11 protein-coding genes are annotated in these 13,565 nt (G+C 43.3%); 3 read left to right on the top strand and 8 right to left on the bottom strand.

Going from position 1 to position 13,565, the window contains the following annotated elements; translation table 11 throughout:
- Positions 1-411: 411 nt before the first annotated feature.
- Together KZA12_RS06300 and KZA12_RS06305 are read left to right on the top strand one after the other, a co-directional pair.
- Positions 412-1,893, top strand: a complete 1,482-nt coding sequence (locus tag KZA12_RS06300) for a nucleobase:cation symporter-2 family protein (protein WP_218689633.1) — start codon at positions 412-414, stop codon at positions 1,891-1,893.
- A gap of 318 nt (positions 1,894-2,211) precedes the next feature.
- On the top strand, positions 2,212-2,985 hold the full coding sequence (locus KZA12_RS06305) for an SDR family oxidoreductase (RefSeq protein ID WP_201621969.1): 774 nt from the start codon (positions 2,212-2,214) through the stop codon (positions 2,983-2,985).
- 152 nt (positions 2,986-3,137) lie between these two features.
- Here the strand turns inward: KZA12_RS06305 and KZA12_RS06310 are convergent, their stop codons facing one another.
- The 5 genes from KZA12_RS06310 to prpF all read right to left on the bottom strand — a co-directional run bounded on the left by KZA12_RS06310 (position 3,138) and on the right by prpF (position 9,893).
- The gene (locus KZA12_RS06310; RefSeq protein ID WP_218689634.1) at positions 3,138-4,664 is read right to left on the bottom strand and encodes a bifunctional 2-methylcitrate dehydratase/aconitate hydratase; all 1,527 of its coding nucleotides are present in this window, start codon (positions 4,662-4,664) and stop codon (positions 3,138-3,140) included.
- A gap of 310 nt (positions 4,665-4,974) precedes the next feature.
- Positions 4,975-5,520 (bottom strand): GNAT family N-acetyltransferase, encoded by a 546-nt coding sequence (locus KZA12_RS06315; RefSeq protein ID WP_218689635.1) that lies wholly within the window; start codon positions 5,518-5,520, stop codon positions 4,975-4,977.
- 98 nt (positions 5,521-5,618) lie between these two features.
- A complete protein-coding gene (locus KZA12_RS06320; RefSeq protein ID WP_218689636.1) occupies positions 5,619-6,233 on the bottom strand; it encodes a GNAT family N-acetyltransferase in 615 nt (204 codons plus the stop codon).
- A gap of 194 nt (positions 6,234-6,427) precedes the next feature.
- The gene (locus KZA12_RS06325; RefSeq protein WP_256932857.1) at positions 6,428-8,281 is read right to left on the bottom strand and encodes an ABC transporter ATP-binding protein; all 1,854 of its coding nucleotides are present in this window, start codon (positions 8,279-8,281) and stop codon (positions 6,428-6,430) included.
- A 388-nt stretch (positions 8,282-8,669) separates the two neighbouring features.
- Positions 8,670-9,893, bottom strand: a complete 1,224-nt coding sequence (gene prpF / locus KZA12_RS06330) for a 2-methylaconitate cis-trans isomerase PrpF (protein WP_218689637.1) — start codon at positions 9,891-9,893, stop codon at positions 8,670-8,672.
- A gap of 98 nt (positions 9,894-9,991) precedes the next feature.
- On the opposite strand from prpF, the gene KZA12_RS06335 reads away from it, so the two are divergent.
- Positions 9,992-10,144: a hypothetical protein gene (locus KZA12_RS06335; RefSeq protein WP_201622183.1), complete on the top strand. Its 153-nt coding sequence runs from the start codon at positions 9,992-9,994 to the stop codon at positions 10,142-10,144.
- A gap of 42 nt (positions 10,145-10,186) precedes the next feature.
- On the opposite strand, the gene KZA12_RS06340 is transcribed toward KZA12_RS06335, so the two are convergent.
- The 3 genes from KZA12_RS06340 to acnD all read right to left on the bottom strand — a co-directional run bounded on the left by KZA12_RS06340 (position 10,187) and on the right by acnD (position 13,541).
- Complete coding sequence (locus KZA12_RS06340; protein WP_218689638.1) at positions 10,187-10,447, bottom strand: Txe/YoeB family addiction module toxin; 261 nt, start codon at positions 10,445-10,447, stop codon at positions 10,187-10,189.
- A gap of 17 nt (positions 10,448-10,464) precedes the next feature.
- Positions 10,465-10,755: a type II toxin-antitoxin system Phd/YefM family antitoxin gene (locus tag KZA12_RS06345; RefSeq protein ID WP_218689639.1), complete on the bottom strand. Its 291-nt coding sequence runs from the start codon at positions 10,753-10,755 to the stop codon at positions 10,465-10,467.
- Positions 10,756-10,895: 140 nt separating this feature from the next.
- The gene (gene acnD, locus KZA12_RS06350; protein ID WP_218689757.1) at positions 10,896-13,541 is read right to left on the bottom strand and encodes a Fe/S-dependent 2-methylisocitrate dehydratase AcnD; all 2,646 of its coding nucleotides are present in this window, start codon (positions 13,539-13,541) and stop codon (positions 10,896-10,898) included.
- Between the last annotated feature and the right edge of the window lie 24 nt (positions 13,542-13,565).

Here is a 13,565-nt window from a genome sequence, read left to right on the forward strand (position 1 = left end):
ACTTGCATCGACTATTCGTAAAGCCCTTTTTATGCTTCTGGAACGACGGACACGATAATCAGTTAAGTTATATACCTAAGTTAAACACCTAATGTAATTACCTAGTAAAATTATTCGAAAAATCATCTAAAGCTATTCCAATTGTAAATCCATACCAGCTATGTCCTGATTTAAAGGAGCTATTCCTCCTTTTTTATGTTGAGCGTGGCTGATAAGCAATTTTTAGAGTTTAGTAGTATGAAAAAATGTATAGTTCGATTCGATAGCAACACCCAATACTCATAGATATTTAATGGTTCTTGCTATAGCTCTGCTATAACAAGAGGACTCATAATTTATTTTTTCAACCTAATGCACTATGTGTCAGTTTACACATATTACAAGCATAACCTGCAGGGAGCACGCCTATTTATGGACATCAAATCTACCTCTCAATCAACGTTTGAACGCCCAGAAGATGAGAATCTAGGTCTTGTAGCCAATATTGCTTATGGCTTTCAACACGTACTAACTATGTATGGCGGAATCATTGCCGTACCTCTTATTGTTGGTCAAGCTGCAGGTTTAGGTCCAGCAGAGATCGGACTTCTTATCGCAGCTTCACTATTCATTGGTGGTTTAGCGACTTTATTACAAACCCTTGGCATTCCATTTTTTGGTTGTCAGCTCCCATTAGTACAGGGCGTGTCATTCGCTAGTGTGGCAACTATCGTTGCCATTGTGACTTCAGGAGGCGGACTTCCTTCAGTATTTGGTGCAGTAATAGCGGCCTCGGTACTTGGGCTTTTAATTACGCCAATCTTCTCCAAGATTATCAAGTTCTTTCCGCCATTGGTTACTGGTGCGGTTATTACCACTATTGGTCTAACTTTGATGCCCGTAGCGGCACGTTGGGCTATGGGTGGTAATAGCAAGGCCCCTGACTTCGGTAGTATGGCTAACATCGGCTTAGCAGCGTTTACCCTAGCTTTAGTATTACTATTGAGCAAATTGGGTAACGCAGCTATCAGTCGCTTATCGATATTGCTAGCGATGATTATCGGTACTGTTGCCGCTTGGGCAGTAGGTATGGTTGATTTCTCTAATGTTATGACCGGCCCTATCTTTGCTTTCCCTACGCCATTCCATTTTGGTGCTCCTACCTTTGAGCTTGCTGCTATCATCTCTATGTTCATTGTAGTCCTAGTGATCTTAGTAGAAACTTCAGCAGATATCCTAGCGGTTGGTGACATCATTGACACTAAGATCGATTCAAAACGTCTAGGCGATGGCCTACGTGCTGATATGGTTTCAAGTATCGTTGCGCCAATGTTCGGCTCATTCACTCAAAGTGCTTTTGCACAAAACGTTGGCTTAGTTGCGGTTACTAACGTTAAGAGTCGTTTTGTAGTTGCTGCTGCTGGTGTTATCTTGGTAGTATTGGGCTTGATGCCGTTGATGGGACGTGTGATTGCTACTGTTCCTACTGCGGTACTAGGCGGCGCTGGTATCGTCCTATTCGGTACAGTAGCGGCTAGTGGTATCCGTACCCTAGCGCAAGTTAGCTATACTAATAACATGAACTTAATCATTGTTGCCACTTCAATCGGCTTTGGTATGTTGCCGATCGCTGCTCCTGCATTCTATGATCAATTCCCAGACTGGTTCGCTACTATTTTCCATTCAGGTATCAGCTCTACTGCGATCATGGCTATTGCTCTAAACTTATTGTTCAACCATCTTAAAATTGGTAATTCAGAGAATCAGTCGGTATTCGCCGCTGGTACAGAGCCGCGCTCAGTACGCCAAGATGTCATATTAGATTTGACAGAAGGTGATTACTTTAGCGAAGGTAAACTATTTGATGTGGATAATAATGAGGTGCCAATAGCGCCCAAAGAGTCCGCTCATTAATGGATTTAATAACCCCATTCCTAGTATTTTAGATAAAGAGTCGCCTTTTAAGGCGGCTTTTTTATTGGCATTAGCTTTAGTTATCAGCCTGCTATTCATCTATTTTGTATTAATAGTCTTAGTTAGCTACATAACCAACGGGCAAACAACATCAATATGTACAAGGGTTTGCTATGGTAATAGAAGCAAGCTCAGTTATAGGTTTTTTGCTATGCATCAGCAGCTAGCGCTGTTAGACCGCTTAAAGAATGATAAGCAATAACCTTATAATTACCACAACCCAGCAACTACTAACCTATCGTTAATAAGGAAATCATTATGATTAATACTAATAATAAAACCTATCTGATTATCGGTGGTACTGGTGGTATCGGTCGAGCTATGGTCGAGCAACTGATAGAAGCCACTGCTAATGAGCAAGGTGCTAGGGCTGGTATTCGAGTATTTGCCACTTACCATAATAGTGTGCCGGAGATCGAAGCGGATAATCTGCAATGGCTACCGATGGACGTGGGTAGCGAGGATAGCATCAAGCAGGCAATCGAGCAGATTAAGCAACACAGTGATCATCTTGATTGGGTAGTGAACTGTGTTGGACTATTGCATACTGAACAGGCGCAACCAGAAAAAGCTCTTAGACAAGTTGAGACCGATTTCTTTTTACAAAACATGCAGATCAATGCCTTAGCCGGACTGCTTATTGCTAAACATATCAAGCCGCTACTAGCCAAAGCTGCACGTAGCGATGAGCAGCCAGCTATTTTTGCCACTATATCGGCGCGAGTCGGTAGTATTAGCGACAATCAAGTGGGCGGCTGGTACAGCTATCGCATGAGTAAAGCGGCACTGAATATGGGCATGAAGAACTTAAGCATCGAATGGGGGCGCGCCTTAAAGCAGACTTGCGTAGTAGTGATGCAGCCGGGTACGGTCAATACTCAGCTGTCGGCACCGTTTCAAGCGAACGTAGCGGAAGGTCATCTGTTCTCGCCAGCCTACAGCGCTGATTGTTTGCTAGAGGTATTGTCGGGCATGAGCGCTGCTCAATCGGGAAGTTTTGTCGATTGGGCAGGGGAATCAATACCTTGGTAGGATCGTTCTTGGCTATGTGTAATGTTTAATCTATAGAGGGTCTGCTTTTAATAAAGCACACCCTTTTTATTTTATTATCAACTTTTTATTAGCCTTAAATCTCTACAGATGTTGAATAAATTAGCGCTTGGCTATATCTGATTTAAAACCAACTAGTTGATCACAAACTTGTCCATAAACTCATTTACTGGGGTTTGCTCTAAAGCAACTTGATCGTCGCATAAAGCGATGATCTCCTGACAACGCCCTTCAACGAATCGAGTAGCTAAACTGGACTGGAACTTGGCCTGCAAAACTGGAATACCTTCACTGCGCCGGCGTTTATGACCGATTGGGTACTCAATAGCTACTTTGTCGGTGCTGCTGCCATCGGTAAAGAATACTTGGATAGCATTAGCAATCGAGCGCTTATTAGGATCATGATAGTCTTTAGAGTAGTCCTCATCTTCGATAACCTGCATTTTGCGGCGCAGCGCATCTATTAATAAGTGATGCTGAGCATGGTAGTCATCTTCGTAATTCTCCGCCATCAGATCACCGGTTAACAGGGCTACGGCTACCATATACTGCAAACAGTGGTCACGATCTGCTGGGTTATTTAAAGTCCCTTTTTTAGAAATAATACGAATCGCTGACTCATGAGTTGTCAATACTATCTTGTCGATCTCATCGATTCTATCTTCTACTTGCGGATAGAGGATCACCGCCGCCTCACAAGCGGTTTGTGCATGAAACTCCGCAGGGAAGCTTAATTTAAAGAGAATGTTTTCCATCACATAACTGCCGAACTCGCGCTGAAAAATAAAGCGCCGCTCCGCTTCAGGTTTAGTGGCTAAGTCTTTATTGGTATGGCTAAATAGCACATCATAAAACCCCCACTGCGGCGCAGATAACGCACCTGGGATACCCATCTCACCTCGACTAGTGATATCTACTAAGCGCACCGCTCGACTAGTGGCATCGCCTGCGGCCCAAGACTTACGGCTGCCAGCGTTAGGAGCATGACGGTAAGTACGTAACGCTTGACCATCGACTAGTGCTTGCGAGATAGCGGCCATGATACGCTCCGGTGGTAAGTTATAGAGTTTGGCAACGACAGCAGTCGAGGCCAGCTTGACTAAGAACACGTGATCGAGACCTACTCGATTAAAGGAGTTCTCTAGCGCAATCACCCCTTGGATCTCATGCGCCATAATCATAGCCTCTAATACATCACGCATTTTAAGCGGGCTGTGGCCTTTGCTGATATTTTGCTGACTGATAAAGTCGGCTACGGCTAAGATACCACCTAGATTGTCTGAAGGATGACCCCATTCGGCCGCTAGCCAAGTATCGTTATAATCTAGCCAGCGCACGATACAGCCAATATCAAAAGCCGCTTTTACTGGATCTAGTCGATAAGAGGTGCCCGGGACGCGCGAGCCATTAGGAGTAATCTGATCGGCACAATTTGGCCCCAAGTGCTTAGTACATTCAGGAAAACGCAGCGCTAGCAGACCACAGCCGATAGTATCCATTAGACAATAGCGCGCCGTTTGCCAAGCATCAGCGCTATTGGGTGAGTCGTTATCTATAGAGTAATTGATGACATAATCAGCGATTTTTTGAATCTCTAAATCATATTCCGGACGCAAATTACTCTCAACAGTAGCGCTTGATATAATTGACGTACTTGACATAGTCATCTCCTCATCCATGAGTGGTGATAACCGCTATGACGGCCATCTTTAACCGTTATTTAAAAGGATATAGTCGATTCAATTTAAAACAATAAAATACGGCAGAAAAAACGATTCTATTTATTTTGAAAGGGCTATAGCTTAATTAAAAATAGCATACTCAACATCGAGCGACAGTGACGTAGTGTAAAAGACTAGGCTATAAGTAAGCTATAAGGGGCTGGGCTGTGAGAGACCAAACCGTAAGAGAATGAGCATAAACCATACTTAGAGTGGAAGAGACTTAAGGCCACTAAAGCAGCCTTTGCCGTTAAAGTGCCGCTAGAACCATGTTGACGTGCTCGATACTATCATTGCTATAGACATCGCCTATACAGACAAACCCTAATGTTTGATAAAATTCAATCAAATAAGTTTGTGCTGAGATATGAATAGGCTGGTTACAGAACTGATTATGACAGTAATCGATAGCTTTTAGCATCAATTGACGTGCCAGCCCATGACCGCGATAGTCCGCTAAAACTAATACCCGTCCAATATGGGGAAAGCCGTCAGCAGTAACGGTTGGCGGAATTATGCGACAATAAGCCAGTAGCTGTAATTCAAGGTTTGCGTTACTACTTGAGCTATTGGTAGCCTGCTGTTGATAAGCGCACAAATGCAGTGCTGCAAAGTCAACACCATCGGCATCAACATAGGAGCAGTTTTGATCTTTTACAAAGACTTGTTCACGGGCTTGAATAATATGGTAAACCTGATAGCCCGTTAACTCAGCAAATGCAGATAATTGCCATAATACTGTTGGCATAGTTAAAGAGGGGAAAGGCTTTTGCTGCTCACTGCTAGTAGTTGCCATAGCTTTGGGTTCTCATTATTAATAAAGTATACGTTCAATAAACACGCTATATAAAATAGTAAAACTGGCGGCTCAGCTCATCAAACTAAACCTGCACACTAAATCATCAAATATATAAGCCCTGCGATGAATGACACGCTTAATATCAGCAGCAGAATTCCTAATATTGTGGAGGCTTTAGAGGTATCGGAACCTTGTTTCTTTACTTTCGTTTTTTTAGTGATGTTTAATACCATCTTGACGTGTTCAATGCCATCTTCTAGATAATACGCACCTTCAGGAACGAAGCCTAACGACTGATAAAAATTAATCAAATAAGTCTGCGCTGAGATGATAATGGGCTTTTTACCGTATTTTTTGCGGCAGTACTTAATAGCCTCAGTCATTATTTGCCGAGCCAAGCCCTGACTACGATACTGCGCTAACACTAGCACTCGACCAATCGCTGGCATAGCCGCCGCTGCCCTTGGATTATTATCCACCGACAAGTTAGACTTCATTCTATTGAACTCAGGCGGAATAATTCGGCAATAGCCCACTAAGGCTTCGTTGTTATGGGCGATCAAATGCAGACAATCAAAATCAAGCTCGTCCATATCCTGATAAGGGCAGTTTTGTTCCACTACGAACACTTGCGAACGTGCTTTTAGGATGTGATAGATATCAACTGAAGTCAGCTCATCAAAGGTTTTTAGAGAAAATTCACAAGTCATAATTAGCGGGCTTTTAGCAATGGAAAGATAGGGTGTAGGGCTACTAAAAAATTTTGATCTGTTAAACGCTACGGCTATAAGGTAAACAACCGTAAACAACAATAAAAGGCTCTAAAATCTGTCGATAACTATTATAGCGCCATAAACGGTAGGGTACATATGCTTATGCCTTAAGCATAGTTGTTCAGCATAGATTAACTATTTAAGGTTTGGCTGATTTTATCTAAGTTTAGGCTATCAGACATAGCGCTAAAGATTTCATAGTACTTACCACGTTTGCTGTATAGCTCTTCATGAGTACCTGTCTCGACCACTCGGCCATCTTCGATCACTACTAAGTCATCAGCATCGATAATCTGAGCGATATTATGCGAGACCATAATTACCGTCCGATCCTTTTTGATCAAATCTAAGCTTTTTTTGACTTGCTGACTAGCGATAGCATCTAGACTGGCGGTAGGCTCATCAAGAAACACGATCGGGGGATCTTTTAAAAACATTCGAGCCAAGGCGATACGCTGCTGTTGCCCACCCGATAGTGACTTTGCGGTACTCATATAACCGTTAGGTAATTGCATGATTTGATCATGAATGGAGGCTTTTTTAGCAGCGATAATAATATCATCATCGCTCGCATCAATATCACCATAGCGGATATTTTCGCTGATAGTGCCTGAAAAAATATGATTGCTTTGTAGCACTAAGCCAATACGTTGGCGCAATTCATGAGTATCACAATCTGCTAGATCATGACCATCTAAGCAGATAGTACCAGAATCCGGTTGATAGAACTTAACCAGCAAGCTGATAATGGTACTCTTGCCAGCGCCACTTAAGCCTACCAAGGCGGTAATACGATTAGGTTTGATAGTAAAGCTGACATCTTTTAGCGCTTGAGTGCCATTAGGATAAGTAAAATTAACATGTTTTAGCTCGATATGGCCTTTAAGATCCTTACCGCTCATGCCCTCTATAGTTTCGACTTGCTCATCATCTTCTAATATCTCAAAGAACCCTTCAGCATAAGTTAAGGCGTTATTGATTTGGTCATAGATACGATGTAATTGACGAATAGGGGCGGCGACGTTTTGAAAGAGCAGTACATGAAATAAAATCATACCGATAGTCATCTCACCCTTTAATACAAAGTAGGCGGTCAGTAGGATGATAACGACTACCCCGATCTGCTCAATAAAGGTTTTAATGGCATCATAAATAAAGCCAATGCTGCGGATTCTAAGCTGATTATCCGTCATCTCTTTTTGAATTTTTAGATGCTTATCGGCTTCAATTGACTCACGAACGAACGATTTGACTACGCTTATTGAATTAATTAAAGAAATGACTAAACCGCTTTTAGCTTCTCGAAAGCCACGCATTTCTCGGCGAAAGCCTTGTAGACGCTGCGCTTGTTTTTGACTAATGAAAAAATAGATTGGAATAATAATAAGACCGACCAAGCCTACCCAAATGTTGGTTAAAAACATGATAACAAGCGAGACGATAGCGCTAGCAAATAGGGGGAGCATATCGATAAAGAAGTTTTGCACAAGACTGGTTAGGCTACTAACCCCCATATCAATACGAGTCTGCAATTTACCACTGTCATTTTCACTACTAGTATAAAACGCCATCCGATAGGTAAGAATGCGCTCGATTATCTTTTGAGATAAGTCGCGTGATAGGTTAATCCGAATCTTTTCACCGAAATAGCGCTGACCAAAGGACACAAATATTGCTAGCACCTCCTTAGTCAATAGCACCACGCTGATGATACCCAGCATACGCACGCCAGCTTGCCAAGGATCGGCAAGAGTAGAAATCTCAGTCAAGGTATCGACGGTATAGCGCAATACAAAAGCGTTGACCTGCGCTGTAAAAGAGCCAAGCACTGTTAGTACTAAAGTCAGAATAATTAAGGTTTTATACGGAGCGGCAAATACTGCCAGCTTTTTGAGGATATCCAATAATAAAGCCCTACGCTCAGTCTTTTTGACTGGCGGCTTTTTATCGAATGGTGATTTACTAAGTTCAGGGGTTGTTGGCATAGCGTTGGGTGTACAAATCTCAGTATTTAAATAGGGGCTAGCACTGATGGGGCATAGTGCTAGTAAATAACTAGCGAGCTAAAACCCGAAAATGGTCAATAACCAGCTTGATGGTCAATAGTATTATCCTATACTTTTTTCCGAAAATATAGCCATAAGGCTAGTAGGTAACATGAGCTACTCAATATAGCCCCTATAATGAGCAAGTAATAGCGGCTCTTAAACAATAATTTTAAGCTAAAAAACGGTCTAGGACTAATAAGCTATAAAGGGACCGCTTATTGGCAATCCCTTTATGGTAGTAGCTATTAGATTAATCAAGCGGATTTAAAATGTTACCCATAGCTATGCATAGTTAGGTCCAGTTATGTACAGCTAAAAGCAAAAGCTAAAAAGCATCCGCTGCGACAAAGACTTCACCGACCATAATACGTCGTGCCGAGCGGCTCATCGATACTTTTTTGGCTTGCCAGCGTCCATCGACTTGCTCAGTCTTACCACCAACTAGTAGCGTACCTGAGGGATGACCAAAACGCACTTCGTTAAGCTCGCCAGCGCCCGCTGCTTGGTTAACTAGCGTGCCTTGCGTAGTAGCGGCGGCGGCGATAGCTACTGCTGCGGTGCCCATCATAGCATGATGCAATTGACCCATACTCATCGCCCGTACTACTAGATTAATATCGTTGGCAGAAACGTTGCTACCACTAGAAGCCGTATAGCTGGCAGCAGGAGCCACCCAAGCAATTTTGGGGATATGCTGACTGCTTTGCGCCTCAGTGACGTCTTTAAATAATCCCATAGCGACACCGCCTAGCGCACGAATGGTCTCAAGCTTAGCTAGTAGCTGGCTGTCACTATTAACCTCACTTTGCAGCTCAGTACCGGTTAATCCTAAGTCTTCAGCCTTAAGAAAAATAGTCGGGATACCGGCGCTAATAAAAGTCGCTTTGACGCTATCGGCACTTAAACCACAGCCAGAGACATCAAAGTCATCTACTAGATTGTTTGTTGGGAACATAGCGCTTGATGAGTCTACCGGATCAATAAATTCGATCTTGACCTCAGCAGCTGGGAAAGTCACCCCATCTAATTCGAAATCACCCGTCTCTTGCACTTGCACATTACCTTGCTCATCTTGATACACAGGTACATGAGCGATAATGGTCTTACCGATGTTCTGCTGCCAAATCCGCACTTCACAGATACCGCTAGTGGCACTGTCAGCGATTTTTTGCGCAGCGACTAGACCCATATTAATGGCACAAGCACCAACCGCCGCCGTCAAATTGCCACAGTTGCCTGCCCAATCTATCATTGGCTTGGCGATATTGACTTGGCCAAACAGGTAATTGACATCGTGATCATCCTTTTCTGACTTGGACAAGATCACCGTCTTAGAAGTACTTGAGCTACCATTACCCAAGCCATCGATTTGTTTACCGTAAGGGTCAGGGCTACCGATGACCCGTAGCAAAAACTTATCACGAGCCTCGCCAGCCACTTGGCAACGCTTAGGTAAGTCAGATAGTTTAAAAAACGTACCTTTTGAGGTGCCGCCGCGCATATAAGTAGCAGGGACAGATATTTGCGGGGCGAATTTTGGTTGGGTCATTATAATTAGTCCTTTATATAATATTGAATCTTCAAGGTTTACTGACAAATTTATTAGTAGTATGGAATGACATTAATTAGCTAAAAATAGATATTATTATGACAAAAGATATAAAGCTAAATAAAAATTCGGCTAAAACTCAACAAATCATGCAAGACAATCCTGATTTATTCTATGAGTTTGTTAGACAACTATTAATTGCACAAGCACAAGTTGCTGCTGGTAGGATTGAACCTTATAAGTTTGGATAAAGTGAGAATTACTTTTTCTTGCTGTCATTCCTAATGAAAAATCTAATAATGATAACGACAAGAAATAATAGTCAAGTGATTCTCATCAACGGCGTATACCAAGCGATTGGCATCATCAATACGTCGCGACCAAAACCCTGACAGATTTTCTTTTAAAGCTTCAGGCTTACCAATGCCTGCAAAAGGACTTCGTTTACATTCTATAATTAACTTGTTAATACGTTTGAGTGTTTTTTTGTCTTGCGTCTGCCAGTATAAATAGTCTTTGCAAGCAGCATCCGTCCACGCTAATTGTTCGCTCATAACCCTGCCTTGTAATATTAAGCGTCTTCAGTATCGGTTTCAGTACTTATATCAGTATCAGCAACTAATTCACGTACTACCGTTTTGCCCGCTTGATATTGAGCAATAGACTCTGCTAAGTGAGTAGCGTTAGCAGGGGACCTCAATAAATAGACGGTTTCCATCAAGCTATTATAATAATCAAGTGACATCACGACGGCATCATCGGCATCACGACGAGTCACGATAGTGGCATTGGCATCGTCATTGACAGCATCTAAAACCGACTTCAAATGCTTTCTAGCTTCTGAAAAACTAACAACTCTCATAATAATCTCCAGAAATTGTACAATAAACAGTACATGTTACGCTATATATAAAAGTATATCAATAAGTGTCAAAAAACCGATGCTATATAAACTATACAACATCGGCTCCTTTGTATTTATCAGCTTAGAGTGCTAAAAAACTAAGCAATATCTAACGTACCATCGATAAACTCTTTAGCAAAGCGCTGCAGCATACCGCCTGCGTTATACATCTTCACTTCATCAGCAGTATCTAAACGGCAGATGATAGGCACTTCCGTTTTGCTGCCGTCAGTACGGTTAATCACTAGCGTCATCATACCGCCAGCAGATACTTCACCGGTCACATCAAATACTTCGGTACCGTCGATATTAAGCGTATTGCGCGTAACGCCTTTTTCGAACTGTAATGGTAGAGCACCCATACCAACTAAGTTTTGACGATGGATACGCTCAAAGTCCTCAGCGACCACTACTTCCACCCCGGCTAAACGCACGCCTTTAGCAGCCCAGTCACGGCTTGAGCCTTGACCATAGCCATCACCTGCGATAATGATAAGCGGCTGATTACGGTTCATATAGGTTTCAATGGCTTCCCACATACGCATGACTTGACCTTCGGGCTCAACGCGAGCTAGAGAGCCTTGAATAACATCACCGCTCTTATTATCACTGCCATCACGTACCATTTCATTAAGCAGTTTTGGATTGGCAAAAGTAGCACGTTGAGCCGTTAAGTGATCACCGCGATGGGTGGCATAAGAGTTATAGTCCTCAGACGGTAGACCCATAGTGTCAAGATACTCGCCAGCCGCTGAGTCCCCTAAGATAGCATTCGACGGTGACAAATGGTCGGTGGTGATGTTATCACCAAGCACCGCTAATGGACGCATGCCTTTTAGCTTATTCATCGCTGCCATTTTGCCTTCCCAATACGGCGGACGACGGATATAAGTGGTTTGCTCACGCCAGTTGTATAGTGGACTTAAAGCTTTGCCTGTATCTTTTTTGGCTTCATCGAACATCGGTATATACACCGCATTGAACTGTTCGGGTTTCACGGCTGCAGCAACGATAGCATCAACTTCATCATCATCGAACCAGATGTCTTTTAGATAAACATCATTACCGTTTTGGTCTTGGCCTAATGAGTCTTTTTCGATATCGAAGCGAATATTACCAGCGATAGCATAAGCGATAACCAATGGCGGTGACGCTAAGAATGCTTGCTTAGCATAAGGATGGATACGACCATCAAAGTTACGGTTACCCGATAACACAGCCGTAGTAAACAAGTCGTTATCGATAATCTCTTTTTCGATATCAGGGTCGAGTGCGCCACTCATACCATTACAAGTAGTACAAGCAAAGCCGACCACATCGAATCCAATCTGTTGCAGCTCAGACATCAGACCAGCTTCTTCTAGATACATTTTTACGGTCTTAGAACCAGGGGCTAAAGAGGACTTCACCCAAGGCTTACGCAACAGACCTTTTTCATTAGCATTACGAGCCACTAGTCCAGCAGCCACCATATTGCGTGGGTTGGAAGTGTTAGTACAGCTAGTGATAGCGGCAATAATAACTGCGCCGTCGGGCATCATACCGTCTTTTGGCTCTGGTAGTTTTTCATCAGCGCCGTGGGCGATACCTTTGGCGACTAAGTCGGTCGTCGATACGCGAGCATGTGGACGCGAGGGACCGGCCATATTCCGTACTACTGCTGACAAATCAAACTCAAGCACACGGGCGTATTCGGCTTTTTCCATGCCATCAGCCCATAGGCCAGTTTGCTTAGCATACTGCTCGACTAGTTTGATTTGTGCTTCGCTACGACCAGTCAAGCGTAAATAATCGATGGTTTGCTCATCGATATAGAACATCGCTGCGGTCGCGCCATATTCAGGGGTCATGTTGGAGATAGAGGCACGATCACCAACGCTGAGCTGGCGGGCGCCTTCACCGAAGAATTCGATATAAGTCGAAACCACTCCAGCATCACGTAAGAATTCGGTCATCGCGAGTACTAAATCGGTACCCGTTATGCCTTTTTGCAATTTACCGATGAGTTTGACACCAACATAATCCGGTAGTCGCATATATGACGGATTACCAAGCATCACGCTTTCAGCTTCTAAGCCCCCAACACCGATAGAGATCACCCCTAACGCATCGACCATAGGCGTATGACTATCAGTACCGACTAGGGTATCAGCGAAGGCAACCTGTTGACCGGCTTTGTTCTGTACCACTTGCACTACTGGCGACATTTTCTCTAAGTTGATTTGATGCATAATGCCATTACCGGGTGGCACGACGTTGACGTTATCAAAGGCATACTGGCACCAGTTGATAAAGTGAAAGCGGTCATCGTTACGACGCTCTTCGATAGCTCGGTTTTTTTCAAAAGCATCTTCTTCAAAGCCCGCATGTTCAACCGCTAAGGAGTGGTCAACAATCAATTGCGTTGGTACGATAGGATTAACTTTTGATGGATCGCCCCCTTGCTCAGCGATAGCATCCCGTAGGCCCGCTAAATCAACAAAGGCTGTTTGACCTAAGATGTCATGACAAACGACACGAGCAGGATACCAAGGAAAATCAAGGTCTTGCTTACCTTCGATATGTTGTTCTAGCGCAGCGGTTAAATCCTCTGGTGGGCAACGACGCACTAAGTTTTCGCACAATACCTTTGAGCAAAACGGGAGCTTGTCATACGCGCCAGCCTGAATATTTTCAACGGCTTCGCGAGTATCAAAATAATGCAGCTCGGTATCAGGTAAAGGCTTTTTGAAGTGATCGTTCATCGGTTGTACTAGAGCGTTGTCCAT

The organism is Psychrobacter sp. BF1, from assembly GCF_019279065.1.
Classification (GTDB): domain Bacteria; phylum Pseudomonadota; class Gammaproteobacteria; order Pseudomonadales; family Moraxellaceae; genus Psychrobacter; species Psychrobacter urativorans.